General features: G+C 67.7%; 20 protein-coding genes and 1 pseudogene. 9 read left to right on the plus strand and 12 right to left on the minus strand.

Features of this window, described 5'->3' with window-relative positions; translation table 11 throughout:
• Nucleotides 1–25: 25 nt before the first annotated feature.
• Genes LG306_RS00375 through LG306_RS00395 form a run of 5 tightly spaced genes read left to right on the plus strand, consistent with a single transcriptional unit; the run spans nt 26 to nt 3,842 of the window.
• Nucleotides 26–736: a cell division ATP-binding protein FtsE gene (locus LG306_RS00375; RefSeq protein ID WP_404416978.1), complete on the plus strand. Its 711-nt coding sequence runs from the start codon at nt 26–28 to the stop codon at nt 734–736.
• Nucleotides 733–1,647, plus strand: a complete 915-nt coding sequence (locus LG306_RS00380; protein WP_404416981.1) for a cell division protein FtsX — start codon at nt 733–735, stop codon at nt 1,645–1,647. Before LG306_RS00375 ends, LG306_RS00380 begins: the two co-directional genes overlap by 4 nt.
• Nucleotides 1,644–2,288, plus strand: a complete 645-nt coding sequence (locus LG306_RS00385) for a YdcF family protein (RefSeq protein WP_404416984.1) — start codon at nt 1,644–1,646, stop codon at nt 2,286–2,288. Before LG306_RS00380 ends, LG306_RS00385 begins: the two co-directional genes overlap by 4 nt.
• A complete protein-coding gene (locus LG306_RS00390; protein ID WP_404416987.1) occupies nt 2,289–3,026 on the plus strand; it encodes a lysophospholipid acyltransferase family protein in 738 nt (245 codons plus the stop codon). It abuts the gene before it with no gap.
• A 36-nt stretch (nt 3,027–3,062) separates the two neighbouring features.
• A complete protein-coding gene (locus LG306_RS00395) occupies nt 3,063–3,842 on the plus strand; it encodes a MipA/OmpV family protein (RefSeq protein WP_404416990.1) in 780 nt (259 codons plus the stop codon).
• 47 nt (nt 3,843–3,889) lie between these two features.
• Here LG306_RS00395 and hisC read toward each other — a convergent pair whose 3' ends face one another.
• Genes hisC through LG306_RS00420 form a run of 5 tightly spaced genes read right to left on the minus strand, consistent with a single transcriptional unit; the run spans nt 3,890 to nt 10,115 of the window.
• Complete coding sequence (gene hisC, locus LG306_RS00400) at nt 3,890–4,993, minus strand: histidinol-phosphate transaminase (RefSeq protein ID WP_404416993.1); 1,104 nt, start codon at nt 4,991–4,993, stop codon at nt 3,890–3,892.
• Nucleotides 4,994–5,007: 14 nt separating this feature from the next.
• Complete coding sequence (locus LG306_RS00405) at nt 5,008–5,694, minus strand: hypothetical protein (RefSeq protein WP_404416996.1); 687 nt, start codon at nt 5,692–5,694, stop codon at nt 5,008–5,010.
• Nucleotides 5,694–6,752 carry a DUF2125 domain-containing protein gene (locus tag LG306_RS00410; RefSeq protein WP_404416999.1) on the minus strand — a complete coding sequence of 353 codons (1,059 nt, stop codon included), beginning with the start codon at nt 6,750–6,752 and terminating at the stop codon, nt 5,694–5,696. Before LG306_RS00410 ends, LG306_RS00405 begins: the two co-directional genes overlap by 1 nt.
• 32 nt (nt 6,753–6,784) lie before the next feature.
• Nucleotides 6,785–7,258 carry a Cys-tRNA(Pro) deacylase gene (gene ybaK, locus LG306_RS00415; protein WP_404417003.1) on the minus strand — a complete coding sequence of 158 codons (474 nt, stop codon included), beginning with the start codon at nt 7,256–7,258 and terminating at the stop codon, nt 6,785–6,787.
• A gap of 1 nt (nt 7,259) precedes the next feature.
• On the minus strand, nt 7,260–10,115 hold the full coding sequence (locus tag LG306_RS00420) for an ATP-dependent DNA helicase (RefSeq protein WP_404417006.1): 2,856 nt from the start codon (nt 10,113–10,115) through the stop codon (nt 7,260–7,262).
• A 151-nt stretch (nt 10,116–10,266) separates the two neighbouring features.
• On the opposite strand from LG306_RS00420, the gene LG306_RS00425 reads away from it, so the two are divergent.
• The 3 genes from LG306_RS00425 (at nt 10,267) to LG306_RS00435 (ending at nt 14,109) form a co-directional block, all read left to right on the plus strand.
• On the plus strand, nt 10,267–12,804 hold the full coding sequence (locus LG306_RS00425) for a ligase-associated DNA damage response DEXH box helicase (RefSeq protein WP_404419595.1): 2,538 nt from the start codon (nt 10,267–10,269) through the stop codon (nt 12,802–12,804).
• Entirely contained in the window at nt 12,801–13,553 is a 753-nt protein-coding gene (gene pdeM, locus LG306_RS00430; protein WP_404417009.1) for a ligase-associated DNA damage response endonuclease PdeM, read from the plus strand. The genes LG306_RS00425 and pdeM overlap by 4 nt, the downstream gene beginning before the upstream one ends.
• A gap of 94 nt (nt 13,554–13,647) precedes the next feature.
• Nucleotides 13,648–14,109 carry a hypothetical protein gene (locus LG306_RS00435; protein WP_404417012.1) on the plus strand — a complete coding sequence of 154 codons (462 nt, stop codon included), beginning with the start codon at nt 13,648–13,650 and terminating at the stop codon, nt 14,107–14,109.
• A gap of 305 nt (nt 14,110–14,414) precedes the next feature.
• Here the strand turns inward: LG306_RS00435 and LG306_RS00440 are convergent, their stop codons facing one another.
• Complete coding sequence (locus LG306_RS00440) at nt 14,415–14,633, minus strand: acyl-CoA dehydrogenase C-terminal domain-containing protein (protein ID WP_404417015.1); 219 nt, start codon at nt 14,631–14,633, stop codon at nt 14,415–14,417.
• Between the two features lie 309 nt (nt 14,634–14,942).
• Between LG306_RS00440 and LG306_RS00445 the strand changes: the two genes are divergently transcribed.
• Nucleotides 14,943–15,953 carry an alpha/beta hydrolase gene (locus LG306_RS00445; RefSeq protein WP_404417018.1) on the plus strand — a complete coding sequence of 337 codons (1,011 nt, stop codon included), beginning with the start codon at nt 14,943–14,945 and terminating at the stop codon, nt 15,951–15,953.
• A gap of 59 nt (nt 15,954–16,012) precedes the next feature.
• Here LG306_RS00445 and LG306_RS00450 read toward each other — a convergent pair.
• The 6 genes and pseudogenes from LG306_RS00450 to LG306_RS00475 all read right to left on the minus strand — a co-directional run bounded on the left by LG306_RS00450 (nt 16,013) and on the right by LG306_RS00475 (nt 20,682).
• Nucleotides 16,013–17,164, minus strand: a pseudogene (locus LG306_RS00450) (acyltransferase family protein).
• 36 nt (nt 17,165–17,200) lie between these two features.
• Nucleotides 17,201–17,791: a substrate-binding domain-containing protein gene (locus tag LG306_RS00455; protein WP_404417021.1), complete on the minus strand. Its 591-nt coding sequence runs from the start codon at nt 17,789–17,791 to the stop codon at nt 17,201–17,203.
• 149 nt (nt 17,792–17,940) lie between these two features.
• Nucleotides 17,941–18,129, minus strand: coding sequence for a hypothetical protein (locus tag LG306_RS00460; RefSeq protein WP_404417024.1), 189 nt, complete (start codon nt 18,127–18,129; stop codon nt 17,941–17,943).
• A gap of 80 nt (nt 18,130–18,209) precedes the next feature.
• Entirely contained in the window at nt 18,210–18,827 is a 618-nt protein-coding gene (locus LG306_RS00465) for a hypothetical protein (protein ID WP_404417027.1), read from the minus strand.
• Nucleotides 18,828–18,884: 57 nt separating this feature from the next.
• On the minus strand, nt 18,885–19,265 hold the full coding sequence (locus LG306_RS00470; protein ID WP_404417030.1) for an MFS transporter: 381 nt from the start codon (nt 19,263–19,265) through the stop codon (nt 18,885–18,887).
• Between the two features lie 292 nt (nt 19,266–19,557).
• Nucleotides 19,558–20,682: an osmoprotectant NAGGN system M42 family peptidase gene (locus tag LG306_RS00475; RefSeq protein ID WP_404417033.1), complete on the minus strand. Its 1,125-nt coding sequence runs from the start codon at nt 20,680–20,682 to the stop codon at nt 19,558–19,560.
• Between the last annotated feature and the right edge of the window lie 3 nt (nt 20,683–20,685).

A 20,685-nucleotide genomic window follows, 5' to 3' on the forward strand; every position in this document is an offset into this window, starting at 1 on the left:
GCGCCCTGTTCCTGAAACACATACCATGCCGTCCTCGCCCGCCGAACCCGCCGCTATGACCGAGACCGTTCGCCTGTCTGGCGTCGGCTTCGGCTATGTCGGCGCGCCCGACGTGCTGCGGGACGTTAACCTCATTTTGCCGCGCGGCTCTTTCCACTTTCTTACCGGGCCGTCCGGGGCCGGAAAGTCTTCGCTGCTGCGTCTGCTGACGCTGGCGGACCAACCCCGGACGGGAACCCTCCGCCTGTTTGGATCGGATGTCACGCGCATCGATCGTCGCGACATCCCGGCCTTTCGACGGCGGATGGGCGTGGTGTTCCAGGATTTCCGCCTGCTGAATCATCTGTCGGCCTTCGACAATGTCGCCCTGCCCTTGCGTCTCGCGGGCGGATCCGAGGCCGAGTACGCCGACGACGTGCGTGAGATGCTGAAATGGGTGGGCCTGGGTCGCCGGATGGAGGCCCGTCCCCCCGCCCTGTCCGGCGGTGAGAAGCAGCGACTGGCCATCGCCCGCGCCGTCATCACCCGCCCCGGCCTGATCGTGGCCGACGAACCGACCGGCAGCGTGGACGCCGTCATGGCCGACAAGCTGCTGCGGCTGTTCCAGTCGCTGAACAAACTGGGGACCACCGTCCTGATCGCCAGCCATGACGAGGCCCTGGCCCAGCGGTCGGGCGCGCGCGTCTTGAGGCTGGAGGCCGGACAGCTCAGCGAACCCTCGCGGGCCGCCGCATGATCCGTCTGTCAGACTTCAGCCTCTCCAGCCGTCGGCCCGGCCTGCTGCCGCCCGCCGCGGCCGGCGAGCCGTGGCTGATGACGGTCATCGCCGTTCTGTGCTTTTTGGCCTGCCTCGCCGCGGTCGCCGCCTCCGCGGCCGACCGCGCCGCGCACGGCTGGGCCCGACAGCTGGGCGCCGAGGCCACGGTGCAGGTCCGACCCCGCGTCGGCGAAACCGGCGACACCGCCGCCGCCCGCGCGGCCGAGACCCTGTCCGGCGTCGATGGGGTGGAAGAGGCCGCCGCCCTCAGCCGCAAGGCGGCGGAGGATCTGCTGCGCCCCTGGCTGGGCGACGCGGTCCTGCCCGACCTGCCCCTGCCCCATCTGGTGACGGTGCGGCTGAACGCCCAGGCGCCGGCCAGCGCCGTCACCCTCAGCCGCGCCCTGGCCGAGGCCGGGCTGGACGCCACGGTGGACGATCACAGCCTGTGGCGCGGCGAAGTCGAGCGGTCCGCCGACATGATCACCGTCCTGGCCGGCGCCGCCTTCCTGGCCGTCGCCTTCGCTGCGGCCGCCGCCATCGCCTATGCGACCCGCGCGGGGTTGGCGGCCGGTCAGGGCGTGATCGAGACCCTGAGCCTGAACGGCGCGACCGACGGCGCCATCGCCTGGCTGTTCCAGCGGCGGTTCGGCCTGATGGCGGCTGGCGCGGGCGCGATCGGCGGCGGGCTGGCGGCGGTCCTTCTGATCCTCCTGCGGTTCATCGGCGGATCGGGCGGCCTGACGACGGCCCTGCCGATCAGCTGGAGCGACCTGGCGTTGCTCTCGCCTTGCCCGCTGCTCGCGGCTACGGTTGCCGTTCTCGCGGCGAGATTCGCCGCCATGCGAATGCTGGCTTCAGGACGGCCGACAGAGGGAGGGGGCGCATGAGACTGTTGAGCGTCATCTTCATCGCCGGTCTGATCTGGCTGGTCGGCCTGTTCGCCTTCGCCCACCGGGTGCGCGAGCTGACGCCCGCCGACGACCCCGCCCGCGCCGACGCCATCGTGGCCCTGACCGGTCCGTCGTCCGAACGGGTCAACACCGCCATCCGCCTGCTGGAACAGGGCAAGGGCGAGCGGGTGCTGATCTCCGGCGTCAATCGCGAGGTGCGTCGCCAGGAGCTGCGCGAGCTGACGCCGGGATCCAGCCGTCTGTTCAACTGCTGCGTGGACCTGGGCTTCGAGGCCGAGGACACCGTCGGCAACGCTCAGGAGATCGCCGCCTGGAGCCGCGCCAAGGGCTACCGCAGCCTGATCGTCGTGACCTCCGACTATCATATGCCGCGTTCTCTGGTCGAAATCCGGGGCCAGCTGCCGGGCGTGAAACTGACGCCCTACGCCATCTCCACCCCGTCGCTGGACAATGCGCGTTGGTGGCGGGCGGCGGTGACCGCGCGTCGGATGACGCTGGAATACATGAAATACCTCGCCGTCCTGGGCCGTGAGGGCGTGCGTCGCATCACCCGCGATCGGCCCGCCGCCGTCGCGGCCGAGACCGAAACCGCCCCTGAAGAAAAGGCCGCGCCCTAAGTGAACACCCTGCGTTCCCTGATCTTCACCGCTTGGCTCTATTTGTCGATGCCGATCATCGCCATCGGCCTGTCGCCGGTCCTGCTGGCGCCGCACCGCTATGTGCAGGGCGTGTGCAAGCTGTGGGCGAACATCGTCCTGTTCGGCCTGCGCTGGATCGCGGGGGTCAAGGTCGAGGTGCGCGGGTTGGAGCACGCCCCGTCGGGCGCCGCCCTGATCGCGTCCAAACACCAGGGGATGCTGGACATCGTGGCCCTGCTGGCCGTCCTGCCCGACGCCTGTTTCGTGATGAAGAAGGAACTGATGCCCCTGCCCTTCTTCGGCTGGTTCGCCTGGAAGTCGAAGATGATCGCTGTGGATCGCGCGGGCCACGCCAAGGCGTTGAAGGACATGACGCGACAGGCGCGCGACCGCCTGTCCGAAGGCCGCCAGATCGTCATCTTCCCCGAGGGCACGCGCAACGATCCGGGCGTGCCGGGCGACTACAAGCCCGGCGTCGCCGCCATCTACCGCGATCTGGAAGGCCCCTGCTGGCCCGTCGCCACCAACTCCGGCGTCCACTGGCCGGCGCACGGCTTCCGCCGGTATCCCGGAACGGTCGTGTTCGAATTCCTTGAGCCGATTCCGGCACAGCTGAAGCGCGGCGCCATGATGGCGTTGCTGGAAAGTCGCATAGAGACGGCGTCGTTGGCGCTGCTGGAGCCAAAGGCCCAGCTTGCGCATTCTGGACCGGCCTGACCTCCCCGCTCGGGCGCGTTCAATGGAAATCGTCCGATGCTTCGTTCCCTTCTGCTCTCCGTCGCCTTCGCCGCCGTCGCCGGCTCCGCCCTGGCTCAGTCGCAGCCGTATGAGCAGGTCCGGCCCGCCCCCCAGAACTGGACCGTAGATCTCGGAGCGGGCGCCCTCTATCGCAACGACTCCAACGGCGACACGGGCTCCAAGACGACGGTCGCCCCGTGGGTTTCGGCCAACTATCGCGACCTAGTCTATCTGAACCCGATCGACGGCCTGGGCTGGAACGCGATCAAGACCGACGACTTCCGCGCCGGTCTGCAACTGCGCCCGCGCTTCTCGGCCGATGATATCGAAGGCCTAACGCTGGATCGTCCGGGCTTCGGCGCGGATCTGGCCGCCTACGCCTACAAGCGTCTGCCCGGCAATGTAGTGGTCGGCGGTCGGATCAGCCGCGACGTGTCAGACGTCAGCGAGGGCACGGAATACCACGCCTCCGTCGGTCATCAGCGCGTGACGTCGGTCGGCCTGCTCAACGCCTCGGTCTATGTACGCGGCGGCGATTCCAAACTGGCCGACGCCTACTATGGCGTCAGCACCGCCGAGGCGGCCGCCAACGGCATCAGCGCCTATTCCCCGGGCGGCGGCCTGCAGGGCGCGGGCGCCAGCCTGGTCCTGCTGGTCCCGGTCGGCGACAAATGGGGAGCTGGCGGCCTGATCAACTATGAGCGCCGCCTGGGCGACGTGGCCGACAGCCCCCTGTCGCAAAGCGACGACGCCGTACGGACCGGCGTCTTCATCGCCCGTCGCTTCGGCGGCTGATAGCAAGGCGGCGGCTGCGAATGCGGCCGCCGCTTCTTGCCCTTTGATCAGGTGGCCGCGAACTCGCTCAGCGCGTCGATGACGGCGCGGTTCTGGTCTTCCGTGCCGATGGTGATGCGCAGGGCCTGCGGCAGGCCGTAGCCGCCGACGGGGCGGACGATGATGCCCTTGGTGTTCAGATAGTCGTTGGCGGCGGCGGCGCGGTCGGTGCTATCGAACAGCACCAGCACGAAGTTGCCGGCGCTGGGCAGGACGTTCAGCCCAAAGCCGCGCAGGGCCTGGGTCAGGCGCGGCTTCCAGTTCGAGATCAGATCGCGCGACGCCGTCTGGTGCGCCTCATCCGACAGGGCGGCCGTCGCGGCCTCAAGCCCCGGCACCGAGACATTGAACGGCAGGCGGATACGGTCGATGGCCTCGGCGACCTTCAGCGGCGCATAGCCGAAACCGATGCGCAAACCGCCCAGGCCGTGGATCTTGGAGAAGGTGCGGGTGACGACGATGTTCTCGGCGTCCTTGGCCAGCGGGAAGGCGGTTTCCCAGTCGGCCTCGGTCACATATTCCGCATAGGCCTCGTCCACGACCAGGATGATGTGGGCCGGCAGGGCGGCGTGCAGGCGGCGGATTTCTTCGCCCGTATTGTAGCTGCCGGTCGGGTTTGACGGATTGGAGACGTAGACGATCCTGGTCCGGTCATCGACCTGGGCCAGGAGCGCATCGACCTCGGCCTTGAAGTCGGGCTCGGGCGCCAGCTTGACCTGGGCCTCGCAACCCAGGGCGCTGATGCGGTAGGCGAGGAAACCGTACTGGCCGCAGACGATGTTGTCGCCCGCCGTCAGATAGGTCTGGTTCAACAGGGCGAAGACCTCGTCCGAGCCGTTGCCGAAGATCAGCCGCTCGGGCTCCAGCCCGTGCAGTTCCGACACAGCGTTCCGCAGCTTGGTCGCCCGGCCGTCGGGATAGATGTGGATATTCTTGACCGCTGCCTCATAGGCCGCGCGCGCCTTTTCGCCCGCGCCCAGCATGTTCTCGTTGGAGGACAGCTTCATCGGGTCGGCGACGCCGGCAATGGACGACTTGCCGCCGACATAGGGTGCGATGTCGAGGATGCCGGGCTTGGGGGCAGGGCCGTGTGGCGCGGTCGCGTCGGTCATGGAAAGCCTTGATCTCAGAAGATGGGGGCGGCGCCGATCACGCCGCTCATTCGTCCGGGCGCGCTCTTCAGCCGCCCGTCGTCGACCTGCACATAGCCCGTCAGCATGAACAGCTTCAACCCGCCCGCCGTCGCCAGCGGATCGGCGACCAGTCCCGCGTCGCCCAGGGCGTCCACGATCTTGGTCTCGGACCAGCCGCTGTCGGTGACCCAGAAGCTGCGGTCGTCGCCCGTGGGGCCGGATGTCTCTTTGGATACTACGAAGGCCTGGGGCCGTCCGCGCCGATCGTCCGGCAGGGCGGCGACGATCTTCAGTTCGGGCCGCGCCAGCAGGCGGCCCCACCACGGCCGGTCGGGCGACAGGTCGATCACGGCGCGCGAGCCCGTCTCGGCCGCCTTCAACGCCTCGGCGGCGGACAGGGGCCGCGACCGCAGGCCATAGCGGTCCGTGGCCAGGGCCTGGGCTACGCCGCCACAGACGACCAGCGCGGGTCCGGTCGCCATCTCGATCCGGCCCCACACCGCCTTGACCGCCGCAGCCTCATCGGGCGAGGCGCCGTCCAACAGTTGACGCAAGGCGATGGCCGAGGCGTCGGCTCGGTCGCGCGGACCGGCGGCGATCCGCGCCCGCACCGCCTCGGCCAGGGCGCGATCCAGCGCCAGCAGGGCGTCGTCGGCTTCGGGTTCGTCCAGCAGGGCCATCAGAACAGCTTGGGCGCCGGGGCCAGCGGGAAGGGGCCGAGCCAGGTGCGGCCGTCGCGGAAAACCAGCGTCAGAGGCAACTGCTCCTGGCCCGTGGCCTCGGCCGCGCCCGCTGCTGCAGCGGCCCCGGCCGCGCCGATCCGGTTGACCGGCCCCTGACGCGTCGCCATCAGGCCGGCCAGGGCGGGCAAAGGCTTTTGCGCCTGAAGCTGGACCTGGCCGGTCAGCCGGCCGTTCGCATCGGCTCGCAAGACATCGCTGGAGAGGGTCGCACGGCTGTCGCCGGCCTGAAGATCGCCGCGCACATTGCGGAACGTCCCGCCCGCCTTGGTCCAGGCCGAGAAGACGCCCGCCGCGTCGCCGCCGGTCTTCAGCAGGCTGGCCTGGCCGATCTCCGCCTCCAGCTGGGTCGTCAGGCGGCCATCCTGGGCGAAGCCTTCGACGGGGCCGTCCGCTCGCCCCTGCCCGTCCACCAGCCGGAACATGACATCGACGTCGTCGGTCGGCGCGGTCGAGCCCTCCAGATGCGGCCGGGCGTAGAAATCGATCCGCGCCGCGCGAGCGATGGGGAAGGGTTCCGCGCCGGTCTGGGCCGTGAAGACCGGATTGAACATCTCCAGCGCCAGGTTGGGCCAGCGTTGATCGATGCCGCTGGCGCTCATGCGGATGGCGTCGCCCCTGACTGCGACCTCGCCCTTGCCGGCGCGGGTCAACATCAGGCCTTGCGGGGCCACCACGACCCATTTTGTCGGCTGATAGGCGTTGGCCTCCGCAGTCAGTTCGGTCGCCTTGATCGCATGGCCCGACGGCGCCTGAACGATCAGGTTCGTCAACGCCACATGGGTGCGAAACGGCCAGCCGTTGATGGACTTGTCGGCGAAGCGGATGTCCCAACCGTCCTGACGCAGGGTCTGGACCTGGGCCTCCAGCCGCGTATCGATCTGGCGCGTCAGGAAGATCCACCATCCGGTCCAGGCCGTCAGCGCGATCAGCACGAGGATGAAGGGCGCATACAGGCCCTTGCGGCTGTGTCGCTTGGTCGTCGAGGCGTCGGTCATGCCGGACCTATAGCGCGCCGCACCTGGCGCTTCTAGGCGGTCAGGTCGGCCAGCACCGCCTGCGCCGCGCGACGCGCATCCTCCGGCGCCAGGCCCAGCAGCAACCCCCGCTGACCGCCGTTGATCAAGACCTGATCGAACAGGATGGCGGTTTCGTCCATCGCAGTGGGCACGGCCTTTCGCTGGCCGAACGGGCTGACCCCGCCGACCTTGTAGCCTGTCAGCCGTTCGGCGTCGGCCGGCTTCATCATCTGGGCCGACTTGCCGCCCAGCACCGCCGCCAGCTTCTTCATGCTGACCTCGCAGTCGGACGGCACGATGACGCAAGCCGGAGCGCCGTCGACCAGGACCATAAGAGTCTTGAACACCTGCTCGGGCGCCACGCCCAGCGCCTCGGCGGCCTGCAATCCCACGCGCGGCGCGTCGGGATCATAGTCGTAGGGAAACAGAGCGAAGGCGACGCCGGCCTTGGTCAGGGCGACGGTGGCGGGCGTAGTTTTCGACATCCTAAGTCGTCTCGGGGTTCAGGAAACTGCGGGTCAGTTCGACCGCATCGGCCAGGCCCATGCGCTGGACCTCGGTCCCGGGCGGCAAACTGGCGAACAAGCGGGTGGGGGTGGCGGCGTCCAGCATCAGGAACACCCCCTTGTCGTCGCCGCGCCGGATCAGCCGGCCGAACGCCTGGGCGAGGCGGGCGCGGGCCAGGGCATCGTCATAGCCCTTCCCTCCCAGCCGTTCGCGCCGCGCCTTGTGCAGCAGGTCCGGGCGCGGCCATGGCACACGATCGAAGGCCAGGACCCGCAGCGACCGTCCAGGCACGTCAACCCCGTCGCGCACGGCGTCGGTGCCCAACAGGCAGGAATTTTCCTCGACCCGGAACATATCCACCAGCGCCCCGACCTCCAGCGGATCGACGTGCTGGGCATACAGAGGCACGCCCGACTTCGCCAGATCCGGCCCCAGCCGCTCATAGACTGCCTTCAATCGGCGAATGGCGGTAAACAGGCCCAGCCCCCCGCCGCCCGCCGCCAGGAACAGTTCGCGCATCGCCGCCGCCGTCTGCCGCGGATCGTCCTTGACCAGATCGTTGACGACGATGACCCGGCTGTTGGCCGCATAATCGAACGGGCTTTCAACCTTCAAAGTGCGGGGGGGCTCGATCAGACGTGCCGAGCCGGTCCGCATCCGCGCCAAGTCGAACGGGTCTTCCTGCAAGGGATCGGACAGGGTGGCCGACGTCACCAGCACCCCGTGCGACGGCACGATCACGGCGGCCTCCAGCGGGACGGTCGGGTCGATCCAGTGGCGACGCAGCGCCACGTCGTGGATGCGGCCGAACGCGGTCTCGGCCGACAGCCAATCGACGAAATCGGGATCGGGCTGATCGCCCCCATCCTCCAGCGCCGCCAGCATCGACCGCCATCCCGGCAGGGTCATGCGCGCGCGCCGGTCCAGCCCGCGCAGCGCCCCTTCGATCCGCGAGCGCTGCGACCCATCCAGCTCGGCCGCCTCGTCGTCGAGGATGTCTTCCAGATGTCGCGACAGGGCCAGCAACGGCGCCTCGATGGCGGCAAGGGCCTGGGCCGCCGCGCGCGCCGTCTCGGCGACCGGATCGGTCACCGGCTTCAGCGCGCACTCCATGCCGAACTCGGGCCCGCCATACGTATTGGTCTCCGCCGTGCGGGCGCGCAGCTGGTCCAAGGCGGCGGCCAGGAACGCCTCGATCGGGCCGATGGGGTTGACCTCGCCCGAGGCTGGCGCGACGCGGCCCGACACGCCTTCGCCCGGCAGGGCGGCCGAGGCGCGGATGGCGTCCTGCAGCGCCTTCATCGCCGCCTCATTGTCGTTGACCATGTCGCCCAGCCGCTGCTCCAGCCCGCGACCGCGACGCCCCCGCCCCTCCGGCCCCCGGATCCAGCGCCGCAGTTCGGCCGCCTCCTGGCCCGACAAGCAGGCGGAAAAGGCGCTGTCGGCGGCGTCGAACAGGTGGTGGCCCTCGTCGAAGACGATCCGCTTCAGCGCCGCCGTCTCACCATCCTGCTTCTGGCCCCGCGCCGAGCGCGCCCCATCGAAAGCGGCTTGAGTCAGAACCAGGGCGTGGTTGGCGATGACCAGATCCGCGCGGCGGCTGGCGCGGATCGTCTTTTCGACGAAACAGGTGCGGTAGTGCGGGCAGGCGGCGTGGACGCACTCGCCGCGCCGATCCACCAGATTGGCCGCCCCCGCCGCATGGGCGGCCGGCATGGCGAACAGGCCAGGCAGCCAGCCGGGAAAGTCCCCGCCCGTCATGTCGCCGTCGCGCGTATGCAGCGCCCAACGCCCGGCCAGCGCCAGGCCGATCAGGTCGCCATTCCCCAGCTGGGCCGCCTGCACCATGTCCTGCAGGTTCAGGACGCACAGATAGTTCTCGCGCCCCTTGCGGATCACCGCCTTCTTCTTGCGCTCGGCCGGATCGGGCCACAGCGAATGGCTTTCACGGTCGATCTGGCGTTGCAGCGCGCGGGTATAGGTCGAGATCCACGCCGCTCCCTGGTTCCGCTCGGCCCATAGGGAGGCGGGCGCCAGATAGCCCAGGGTCTTGCCCGTGCCGGTCCCCGCCTCGGCCAGCAGCATGCGGGGCCGCCCCTCTTCATTCCTCGGCGAAAAAGCAAAGGCGGCTTCGGCGGCGTAGTCCGATTGGGTCGGTCGCGTCTCGTCCAGGCCCGAGGCCTGAAGCAGTTTCTCCAGCCGGATGCGCGCGCTCTCGCTGTCGACCGGGGCCGATCCCGCCTCGCCGCGCGGCGCCTCGTCCTCCCATTCGGTCAGCCGCGACCAGACATCCATGCCGGACCCGCGATGCTGGCGAGCCCGCACGCCGCCGGCCTCCAGCGCTTGGACCACCCGCTCGCCCCAGGCCCAGCCCGCCCGCTGCATCGTCAGCGCCAGGACATAGGCCGCCTCGCGCTCCGGATAGGTCGGATCAGCCAGTTCTCGCAGCAGCAGCCCCGCCGCCTCGCGCAGGGCTGCCGCCTGTTCCTCCGCCGATTTCGGCTCGGCCAGACCCAGCGACAGCGCAAGCCCCGTCGGCGACGGCGCACAGAAGCGCGCCGGCCGAACGAAGGCGTAAAGCTCCAGCACGTCCATCAGATCAGTCGATCGCGGCGGCGGCGTCAGCCCCAACCGGCGCGCCGTCAGCGACGCATGCGCTGCCATCACCGGCCCAGTGCTGAAGAATCCCTCGGCCGCCCCGCGCCCGATCTTCCTGGCCCCCGCCTCGTCGCAAACCGCCCCTGCGCCCGGCGGCGTGGCGAGCGCTGGCGGCAAGTCCGCCCACGGCTGGGCGCCGGTCAGGCGGGTTTCGGAGAGTACGGATTCGTCGGACACGTCCGATAGATAGCGAGCCTGGGGCTGAAACGGAACGGGAACATGCTATATCCCGGCCGTGACGACCGCCGCCGCTCCCGCAACGCTGCCTCTCCTGTTCGCCGACTGGTTCGCGTCGCGCGGCTGGGCGCCCCGGCGGCATCAGCTGGAGATGGTCGCGGCGGGGGAGGCCGGCCGCCACGCCCTGCTGGTCGCGCCCACCGGCGGCGGCAAGACGCTGGCGGGCTTTCTGCCCAGTCTGATCGACCTGGCCGAGCGCGGACCGAAGCCGACGACCGGGCCGGGGTCGGGGGTGCATACGCTTTATCTGTCGCCGCTGAAGGCCCTGACGACGGACGTCGAGCGCAATCTGATGACGCCGATCCGCGAGATCGGGCTGAACATCCACGTCGAGACGCGCACCGGCGACACGAAACAATCCAAGCGCCAGCGACAGCGTGATTTTCCGCCCGACATCCTGCTGACCACGCCCGAGCAGTTGGCCCTGTTCTGCGCCTGGGAAGGCGCCCGGTCCTATTTCGCCGACCTGAAATGCGTGGTGCTGGACGAGGTGCACGCGATCTGGAGCGGCAAGCGGGGGGACCTGTTGTCTCTGGGTCTGGGGCGATTGCAGAGCTTTGCCCCCGATATGCGCCGGGTGGGGCTGAGCGCGACCATCGAGGATCCCGATCTGATCCGGGGATGGTTGGCGCCGGGCGATGCGGAGACGAAGAACCCCTCCACCGCTTCGCGGTCCCCCTCCCCGCAAAGCGGGGGGGAGACGCCGGCCGACCTGTCTCCTCCCCATGCCATGGGGAGGGGGACCGCCGAAGGCGGTGGAGTGGCTCTTGACGCGGTGACCCTCGTCCGCGGCGACCCTGGCGCGCCGGCGGTCATCGACGTGCTGATCTCCGAGGGCAAGGTGCCGTGGGCGGGCCATACGGGCCAGCACGCCATCCCGGAGGTCTATGCCGCCATCCAGCGTTCGACCCTGGCGCTGATCTTCGTCAACACCCGCTGGCAGTCGGAGTTCGTTTTCCAGCAGCTGTGGGCCATCAACGACGAGAACCTGCCCATCGGCCTGCACCACGGCTCACTAGCGGCCGAGCAGCGGCGCAAGATCGAGGCGGCCATGGCGCGCGGCGATCTCAGGGCCGTGGTCTGCACTTCGACGCTGGATCTGGGCATCGACTGGGGCGATGTGGACCTGGTGATCCAGATGGCGGCGCCCAAGGGCTCCAGCCGTCTGGTCCAGCGCATCGGTCGCGCCAACCACCGGCTGGACGAGCCGTCGCGCGCGCTCCTGGTGCCCGCCAGCCGGTTCGAGATGCTGGAGTGCCAGGCGGCGCGCGAGGCCGTCGCCGACAACGCCTTCGACTGGGAGCCGGTCCATATCGGCACGCTCGACACCCTGGCCCAGCACGTCATGGGCGTCGCCTGTTCCGAGCCTTTCGACATGCAGGTCCTGTACGACGAGATCACCGGCTGCGGCCCCTATCGCAACCTGACGTGGGAGCAGTTCGAGGAGGTGGTCGATTTCGTCGCCACCGGCGGCTATGCGCTGCGCACCTACGACCGGTTCGCCCGCATCGTGCGCACGCCAAACGGCCGCTGGAAGGTCCGAAACCAGCATATCGCCCAGCGCCACCGCATGAACGTCGGGGCCATCGTCTCAGCCGGCACGCTGAATGTCCGGGTCGCCAGCCGTCGCGGCGGCGCCTCGCGCCAGCTGATCGGCGGCCGCAAGGTGGGCGAGGCCGAGGAATGGTATTTCGAACAGCTGACGCCCGGCGACACCTTCCAGTTCGCCGGCCAGATCTGGGCCTTCCAAGGCATCACGGGCACCGACGCCCTGGTCACCCACGCCAATGACAAGGACCCCAAGATCCCGTCCTGGGGAGGGTCGAAGTTCCCGCTGTCCACCTCCCTGGCCGACCGTGTGCGCGATATGGTGCACGACCGCGACCACTGGCGCGTCCTGCCGCCCGACGTGCAGGAATGGCTGGAGCTGCAGGAGACCCGCTCGGTCATTCCCGACGCCGAATCCATGCTGGTCGAGACCTTCCCGCGCGGCAGTCGGCATTTCCTGGTCGCCTATCCGTTCGAGGGCAATCTGGCCCACACCACCCTGTGCATGCTGCTGACCCGGCGTCTGGATCGGATGGGCGTCGGGCCGCTGGGGTTCGTCGTCACCGACTATTCGCTGGCGATCTGGTCGATCAAGCCGATGGACACGATCGATCTGGACGCCCTGTTCCAGCCGGACATGCTGGGGGACGACCTGGAAGCCTGGCTGGAGGAAAGCTTCATGATGAAGCGATCCTTCCGCAATTGCGCCCTGATCTCGGGCTTGATCGAACGCCGCCAGCCCGGCGCCGAAAAGACCGGCCGGCAGGTGACCTTCTCCACCGACCTGATCTACGACGTGCTGCGCCGCCACCAACCGGACCATCTGCTGCTGAAGACCGCCCGCGCGGACGCCGCATCCGGCCTGCTGGACGTGGCGCGCCTGGGCCAGATGCTGGCGCGCATCGAGGGACGCATCCGCCACCAACCCCTGAGCCGCGCCTCGCCCTTCTGCGTGCCCGTGCTGGTCCAGATCGGACGCGAGCGGGTCAGCGGAGACGCCGCCGAAATGATCCTGGACGAAAGCGCCGACCTGCTGATCGCCGAAGTCATGGATGACGCCGAGCCAGAAGCGGCCGCATGAACGCCGCCCTGCGCCAAACCCTGTCCCCGGCCCGCAAGATCTGCGGTTCGCTGAGCGTGCGGATCGCGGGCGAGGCCTGTGTGCTGCGCTGTTCCGGAGCGATGTGGGTTCCGGCCCACGGCGCGCTGATCGTCGCGGACCTGCATCTGGAAAAGGGCTCGGCCTTTGCCGTGCGCGGCCAGCTTCTGCCGCCCTATGACAGCCGCGCCACGCTGGACAGGCTGGAAGCCGAGATTGTCGAACTGAACCCGGCCGTGGTCGTGCTGTTGGGCGACAGCTTCCATGACACCAAGGCCATTCCCCGCATGGCGGCCGACGACCGGGCGCGGCTGGACGGGCTGGCGGCGGGGCGCGACTGGCTGTGGCTGGAGGGCAATCACGACCGCGAGGCGCTCGCTCGCGATGCGGACACGGCGTCCCGCCTGCCCGGCCGGATCGTCGGCGATATGGCCTTGGGCGCGCTGCGTCTGACCCACGAGCCGGAGGCGCTGACCGCCGACGACGACCGGCGTGGCGAGGTCGCGGGCCACCTTCACCCCGCCGCCAAGGTCGCCGCCTATGGGCGCGGCGTGCGTCGCCCTTGCTTCGTCACGGACGGATCGCGCATCGTCCTGCCGGCCTTCGGCGCCTTCACCGGCGGGCTGAACGTGCGCGACCCCGCCATCGCCGACCTGTTCGCCGCCCCGCCCCTGGCCGCCGCCCTGGGACGCGACCGGGTCCACGCCCTGGATTGGGCGATCCTGCGATAGTCTGTTCGTAAAGCGTTCAGCACGTCGCTTCACCGCATCTTGGCGGACGGCGATGCAGGATGACGGCGGATCAAGGTCACGGACACCCGCCTTCATGCTCACGCCCCGCCGCATCGTCATGGCCGCCCGCCTCTTCTTCGCCCTGGCGGCGCTGGGCATGGCCGTCCTGATGCTGGGACCGTTCCAGGGACTGGAACAGGTCTTCGGCCTGAACGACAAGGCCGCCCACGTCATCGCCTTCTATGGCGTGGCCAGCGGCCTATTCCTGATCGCGCCGAACCAGCGCCGCGACGACCTGGCCCTCTATGTCATCGCCGCCGCCTTCGGTGCCGAACTGCTTCAAGCCTTGACCGGCCGCAGCGTCTCCATCATCGATTTCCTGGCGGGCGCGACCGGCGTCGCCGCCGCCTGGGCGCCCGGACGGATCGAACAGCTGCGCCAAGCCTTCCGCCGCCATCCGAACATGACCCTGGCCGAGATCGATCGGCTGGATCGCCGCCTGCGCCGTCGCCGCGCCGAAACCGCCCGCCCGGGCGTCGCCGTCCTGCGCCCCTAGGGTTCGCAGCTCGATGTCCCAATAAAGGATATTCGATACAGCCTATTCCGGTCCTACCACTTTGCTTCTGTTTAGCTTTTTGCAGCTCTCGAAGATACGCAAGGCGATTGGTCACCATATGGTCACCAGAAGAAAGAAAGAGCCAGCAATCTGGATCAACCCGACTTCGCCATTAGCATACACCCGGTCGGAGATCTTCGGAGCAGTCGCGCGTTAGGTCACTCGGCCGGTAGATGTCCCCGCGTTGCGAGCCAACGGACCACTATGGTTGCGCTCCAGAAGGCTCAAACTAGTTGGGCCGATGCTCAGGCCGCTGACAACGCCAGAAGATCGCGCGCCGACGACCGAGCCGCGCCGTAGAGCCCTTCCGTCTCTGGCAGGATCTGTTCGATGAAGAACCGCGTTGTTGTGAGCTTGGCTTTCAGATGCGTCGAAGCCGTCTCCGCCGATGTCAGGCGCGCGATCGCAACTTCTTTCTGGCGGGCCATCAGATATCCGCAGACCGTCAGAGCGAACAGCTGCAAAAAGGGGGTGGCGCGGGCACCGAGGTCCTCTTAATTCAAGTCGGGATCATCCATCGCCACCGTGGCGAAGACCAGCCGCTGAAGAGCGTTTCGAAGCGGGCCTCTGCTTCGCGCCATGAGCGGACATCCAGCCATCGCCCGCGACCGGACATTTGATGTCTTTGCTCGGCGACGCCCGCTTAGGCCTGCGCGGACAGCGCCACCCACTGGTCCGGGGGAGACGTTTCAGCCTTATCCGCCTTGGAATCTTTCTTGCTGAAGAATAAGCGCGTAATCGTCGACCGAGCGTTCCCTCAACGGATAGGTGTGATGGTGCGGCGAACATGGCTGGCTCTGGCGAGCGTGATCGGGGCGGCTGCGCTCGCGAGCGGCTTCGCCGTCACGCGCAGTCCTGCCGTTGCATCGAAGCAGGCTGTCGTGGAGGGCCGGGCGACAGGCGCATGGCAGGCTCCTGACGGGGCGCGCCAGATTCCGATCTGGCCGAATGGCGCGCCGGACATGGAAGACGTGACACAGCCCTCCGAGAGCGTCCTGACGCGCAATACGCCCGAAGCCGTCGACGGCGACATTTCACAAGCCGTGTTCGACGTGACCGAACCTACGATGACGGTCTTCCCGCCCCTGGGCCGAAACACTGGCGCCGCGATCGTCGTCTTCCCCGGCGGTGGGTTCCGCGCCGTGGTCGTGACGCTCGAAGGGACGGAGATCTGCAACTGGATCGCCGCTCGAGGCGTCACCTGCATCCTGTCCAAGTATCGTGTTCCCCGCAGCAATCACTACTGGGATGACGAGCTCGGCCGGGCCGTGACGCCGCGGGTTCCTCGCGCGCTCCAGGACGCGCAGCGCACCATCAGATTGGTCCGCGCGCAAGCGCGAGCACTTCAGATCGATCCCGCCAAGATCGGGGTCATGGGCTTCTCGGCCGGAGGATATCTTGTCGCACAGACGAGCAACATCCTGGAGCCTGCCTATCCGCCCGTGGATGAAATAGATCGGATCAGCAGCCGACCTGATTTCGCCATCGCTTTTTTCCCGGGCCACATCTGCCGTAGAGATGGCGTCTTTGATCCGGCGCTGAAGGTGACAAACGCCGCCCCGCCGACCTTTCTGATTGCCGCGTGGGACGATCCGACAAATGAAATCTGCAACAGCACACTCTACGCTAGGGCGCTGGATCAGGCAGGAGTCCCAGCCGAGGTGCATCTGTTCTCCACCGGCGGCCATGCCTTCGGCCTACGGAGGGATCACAGCCCCGATACGGTCTGGCCCAGGCTACTGGAGACGTGGTTGAAGGAACGAGGCGTTCTGCCACGAGGCTAAGTCAGCTTCGCGCCGATAGCAGACATCGCGACCAGTCCAGGGACTGGCCCTCAGGATCCTCAGGTTTGCCTTATGATCGGCGCTCTCAGTAGTCGATCCCCAAGCCAGCGTCGCACGGGAACGTCGTAGAACCGGACGCTAGCCCAAGCGATCAGGTTCGTGAGCGCCAGAACTCCCGCAGCCACGAGCGTGCCCACGAGGACGGATGGCTGCTGATCGGCGACCCAGCCGGTGTAGATGTATATCAGCGGATAGTGGGTGATGTGGAGCGGGTAGGACAGGTCACCAAACACCCGGGCGACTTTGACCGACCAACCCGTCGCGCGCGTCTGGCCAGCCCCCATCGCCACGATGAGCGGGAATAGCAGCATCACGCACAGCACCTCGCAAACCCCGTTCATCCAAGGCTCGTCTGCGGTTCCGAAACGCGGCAAGGCGAGCGCGGCGATCAGCGCCAGGCTACACAGACCGAAGGTGTGCCTGACCTCGATCCAGCGGCCGAGCCGGAACAGGAGCACGCCCGCGAGGAACGGGAACGTCACCCGGGTTAGGCCCGTCTGGATCCCGACGGCGTCTATGCCCCACCCGCCGATCAGATCGCCGCGCGGGCCGAAGACCGCAAGGTAGACCAGAGCGACTGCCGCCACAGCGACCAGGCCGCCCAGCCATCGGTTCGAAAGCTTTCGAAGACCGACAGCATAAAGGACGTTGGCGACATACTCGTAGAACAGAGACCAGGCCGGACCATTTAGCGGGTACATTTCGGTCCAGCCGCGAATATCGGCTGACCGGGGCAAAGGGATCATGGTGAAGCCCACCAACATCACCGCCACCACCTGCCACTACGACGCGGCGCCGACCTTCGGAAAGATCGAGAAGTCCTGGAAGGCGAACAGCGCTGCGCCAAGGACGGCGCCGACGATGATCATCGGCTGCAACCGGACCAGCCGGCGCTTGTAGAACTGCCATTGGGACATGCTGCCCCAACGATCGTCATAGGCGTACGCGATCACGAACCCGGACAGCATGAAGAAGAAGTCCACCGCCAGGTCGCCATGGTTGATGATCTGCTGACGGCGGTCGCCATGCGACCAGGCCTCGAACAGGTGGAAGACGACCACCATAATCGAGGCCACTCCGCGAAGGCCGTCGAGGACGACATAGTGCGCCTTGCCCTCGCTGGTGATGTCGGTCGTTGGCTCGGTCGTCATGGTGGCGAAGCTCCCTCGGACGACTTGATGCGTGGTTTAGGGATAAATCACGATTCTGGACCCGAAGCGTCCGTTGATCCGCGCACGATGATCTGATGAGGAACCAGAATTTCGGTGGGATCGGAGATGCCGCGATGGGCGCGGCCAAGCTGATCGAGCGAGCCCCGCCATTTTCGTGATCGGCTGGCGAACCGTGGTCGGGGCGGGCCAGACCCGGGTGGCCAGGAGGGTGTCGTCGAAGCCGGTTACCGCGAGTTCGTCCGGCACGGTCATGCCCCGCTGGTTTGCGACCCACAGCACGCCGGCGGCCATGTCGTCATTGCTCGCGATGATCGCAGACGGCGGCTCCGCCAGATCCAGAAAGTGATTGCCGGCGTCGAGACCGGATCGGAACGTGAAATCTCCAACGTAGATCAGCTCAGACCCGATCGGGCGACCGCCCGAAGCGACGGCGAGGTCAAACGCGGCGCGACGTGCCTGACTATCGGAATGACTGTCGGGCCCGGAGACGAATCCGATGCGCCGATGGCCTTGGGCCAGAAGCCTGTCCGTAAGTTCACGAATGGCAGACGCGTTGTCGACGCGGATAGTCGTAATGCCCTCCAAAGCGGTGGCAGTCGCGAGCAACTCTGCGAACGGCGGGACAAGGATCAGCGCTTCCGCGCCCGCCTTGACAGTCTCCTCGGCCTTGATCCGCGCCGTCTCCGGATCGGTTCCGGAGATCGGCCGAAGAAGAAGTTGTAGTCCCCGGGCCGCCTCTTCGGTCGAGATCGCCGCTACCAGCGTGTTGAGGAAGACGGACTCGATACCCGAATACAGCAGGCCAACCCGCGACAGCTGCGCACCGCAAATCGGGCGGTGGCGACGTTCGGCACATAGTTGAGAGCAGATGTTGAGCGCAGGCCCCGTTTCCGGGTCGCGTCGCCCACCCGGCCGCCATCGTCCAGAACGTTGGAGACGGTCATGGTCGAGACGCCTGCATGGCTTGCGACATCGGCGAGGGTAACGGCTCGGCGGCTTCGCCTCGATATGGCTTTCCCTCTGGCTATCGGCGGGTCGCCGCTCCGATCACGATGGCCGCGCACAGCGGTACGAGAAGCATCAGCCCGCCTATCAGCCAGAAGGCGGTGCGCAAACTGGCGAGGTCGGCGATCAGACCGATCACGGCAGGGCCAAGCAACACGCCCGCGTAACCCGTCGTCGTGATGGCGGCCACAGCCAAGCCGGGCGGCATTGCTTGCTGGGCGCCGGCGCGGCGGAACAGGATGGGCACGAGGTTCGCAGCGCCCAGGCCGATAAGACCAAAACCGACGCCAGCCACGGCGAAAGCCGGTGCGCACAGCAAGGCGACAAAACCGGCGACCGCGACAGCGCCGCCGACCAGCATCACGCGGAAGTCACCGAACCGGTCAACGATCGCGTCGCCCGTGAAGCGGCCGATGCTCATGGCGGTCGCGAAAATCAGATAACCTAGGCCGCCTAGGCTGAGATCGACCGGTCTACCGGTCGTGATCAAGAGAGCGCTCCAGTCAGTGATGGCTCCCTCGGCGAGGACGGTAATCGCCGCCAACATCGCGAGCAGCGGGACGAGGCCGCGGGGCACGGCGAACAGGGGGGAGCCGCTCGCGCTGCTCAGGTCCAGCAATGTGGTTGACACCAGCATGGTGAGCACGCCGATCAGAACAGCCGGGACAAGCGCGGCGACCAGGGGCGACGCGCCCTAGGTCAGCGCGACCGTCACCAGGCCGGCGCCGAACACGCCGCCGACACTGAACAGGCCGTGGAAACCCGACATCAGATTTCGGCCAGCGCGCTTCTCGACCTCTACGGCGTGGATATTCATGGCCACGTCCAACGAGCCCAGTCCTGCGCCAAACGCGAACAACGCCCCTGCGGTCAGGACAAAGGTCGGAGTGATGGCTAGGCAGGGCAGAAGGACGGCCATGACCAGAGCGGTGGCGATGATCACCGGCCGAGGTCCCCATCGCGCGCTCACCGGTCCGGTGGCCAGCATGGCGAGCACGGACCCGATGCCGAGCGAAAGCAAAAGCAGCCCAAGCTGGGCATCATCCACGGCGAGCCGCGCCTTGGCGAACGGCACCAACGGAGCCCAACTCGCCAGTCCGATGCCGGCGGCTGCGAAGGCCAGTCGAGTTGCGAGGGCTGATCGATCGATGACGCGAACTCTTGGAGGAAAGGCCGACCGCGCTCAGGCGGCCGGCTAGTCAGAGACGGAGCTTGGGAGCTCACAAATGCTCGCTGGGTGGTTTATCGATAAATCACAAGCGATCAACTGGTCGGCGCTGTGATGACGGCCTCGCGCCATCAGCGGACATGTCGAACGCAGCCTTACGTAAGTTGAGGCGAGCTGAGCGAATGCGATCCCTTAAGGGCTAATCCAACTCTTCGCCGACAGGCTGGTGCGTGAAGCCCTTTGCCCCGCTCAGCGATTTGGCGTCTCGGCTGATTTCGACGTCGCTTTCGGCATAGGCGATCAGCAGGCGCGACAGGTCCTCCAGCGCGCTCTCGTAAATGCGTTCGTAGCCGTGGCTGGCGTCGATGCCGAAGGTGACCAAGGCGGTCCGGATGTCGGCGCCGGCTTCCAAGGCCGAGGCCGAGTCCGAGCGATAGTATCGGAAGACGTCCTTCTGGTGCGGGATTTCGTGGTCGCGGGCCAGTTGAACCAGTTTGCGTGAGAGGTGCCAGTCGAAGGGGCCTGTCTGGTCGGCCATGGCGATGGTGACGCCGAACTCCGAGGAGTTCTGGCCGGGCGCGGTCGTGCCATTGTCGACCGTCACCATGGCGGCGACATCCGGAATCAGCACGGACGAGGCGCCCAGCCCGACCTCCTCGGCGATCGTGAACAGCCACCAGGTATCGACTGTCGGCGTGCGCCCTTCGCGGATCATGCATTCCAGCGCGGCCAACAGGGTGGCGACGCCCGCCTTGTCGTCCAGATGGCGCGAGACGATGAAGCCAGTATCGATGAACTCGGGCTGCGGATCGATGGCGACGATGTCGCCGACATCCACGCCCAGGGCCAGGGTGTCTTCGCGGCCGTGGGTCACGGCGTCGATGCGCAGCTCGACCTGGCGCCAGTTCACCGGCTGGGTGTCCACCTCTTCGTTGAAGGTATGGCCGGACGCCTTCAACGGCAGGATGGTGCCGCGATAGGCGCCGCTCTCGGAGAAGATCGTCGCCCGCGCGCCCTCGGCGAAACGTGACGACCAGTGACCGATCGCGACCAGTTCCAGTCGGCCGTTCTCCTTCACCTGTTTGACCTGGGCGCCCAGGGTGTCGACGTGAGCGACGATTGCGCGCGCCGGTTTTGGCGTACGGCCCGGCAGGCGGGCGCGAAGGGCGCCGCGACGCGTCATCTCATAGTCGAGGCCCAGCCGCTCGAGTTCGCGGCACAAGAGCCAGACCGCCTCGTCCGTATAGCCGGTCGGGCTGGGCGTGTTCAGCAGGTCGGCCAGGCGGGCCTTCAGGTAGTCGAGGTCTATCGCGGGGCGGGCCAAGGG

It is taken from the genome of Brevundimonas vesicularis, assembly GCF_044807075.1.
Classification (GTDB): domain Bacteria; phylum Pseudomonadota; class Alphaproteobacteria; order Caulobacterales; family Caulobacteraceae; genus Brevundimonas; species Brevundimonas vesicularis_G.

What these genes read in the sequence shown, in the direction of transcription:
- LG306_RS00375 (WP_404416978.1), top strand. Translation starts at nt 26, where the DNA reads ATGCCGTCCTCGCCCGCCGAACCCGCCGCTATGACCGAGACCGTTCGC.
- LG306_RS00380 (WP_404416981.1), top strand. Translation starts at nt 733, where the DNA reads ATGATCCGTCTGTCAGACTTCAGCCTCTCCAGCCGTCGGCCCGGCCTG.
- LG306_RS00385 (WP_404416984.1), top strand. Translation starts at nt 1,644, where the DNA reads ATGAGACTGTTGAGCGTCATCTTCATCGCCGGTCTGATCTGGCTGGTC.
- LG306_RS00395 (WP_404416990.1), top strand. Translation starts at nt 3,063, where the DNA reads ATGCTTCGTTCCCTTCTGCTCTCCGTCGCCTTCGCCGCCGTCGCCGGC.
- hisC (WP_404416993.1), bottom strand. Translation starts at nt 4,993, where the DNA reads ATGACCGACGCGACCGCGCCACACGGCCCTGCCCCCAAGCCCGGCATC.
- LG306_RS00405 (WP_404416996.1), bottom strand. Translation starts at nt 5,694, where the DNA reads ATGGCCCTGCTGGACGAACCCGAAGCCGACGACGCCCTGCTGGCGCTG.
- LG306_RS00410 (WP_404416999.1), bottom strand. Translation starts at nt 6,752, where the DNA reads ATGACCGACGCCTCGACGACCAAGCGACACAGCCGCAAGGGCCTGTAT.
- ybaK (WP_404417003.1), bottom strand. Translation starts at nt 7,258, where the DNA reads ATGTCGAAAACTACGCCCGCCACCGTCGCCCTGACCAAGGCCGGCGTC.
- LG306_RS00425 (WP_404419595.1), top strand. Translation starts at nt 10,267, where the DNA reads ATGGTCGCGGCGGGGGAGGCCGGCCGCCACGCCCTGCTGGTCGCGCCC.
- pdeM (WP_404417009.1), top strand. Translation starts at nt 12,801, where the DNA reads ATGAACGCCGCCCTGCGCCAAACCCTGTCCCCGGCCCGCAAGATCTGC.
- LG306_RS00435 (WP_404417012.1), top strand. Translation starts at nt 13,648, where the DNA reads ATGCTCACGCCCCGCCGCATCGTCATGGCCGCCCGCCTCTTCTTCGCC.
- LG306_RS00445 (WP_404417018.1), top strand. Translation starts at nt 14,943, where the DNA reads ATGGTGCGGCGAACATGGCTGGCTCTGGCGAGCGTGATCGGGGCGGCT.
- LG306_RS00460 (WP_404417024.1), bottom strand. Translation starts at nt 18,129, where the DNA reads ATGACCGTCTCCAACGTTCTGGACGATGGCGGCCGGGTGGGCGACGCG.
- LG306_RS00465 (WP_404417027.1), bottom strand. Translation starts at nt 18,827, where the DNA reads ATGCTGGTGTCAACCACATTGCTGGACCTGAGCAGCGCGAGCGGCTCC.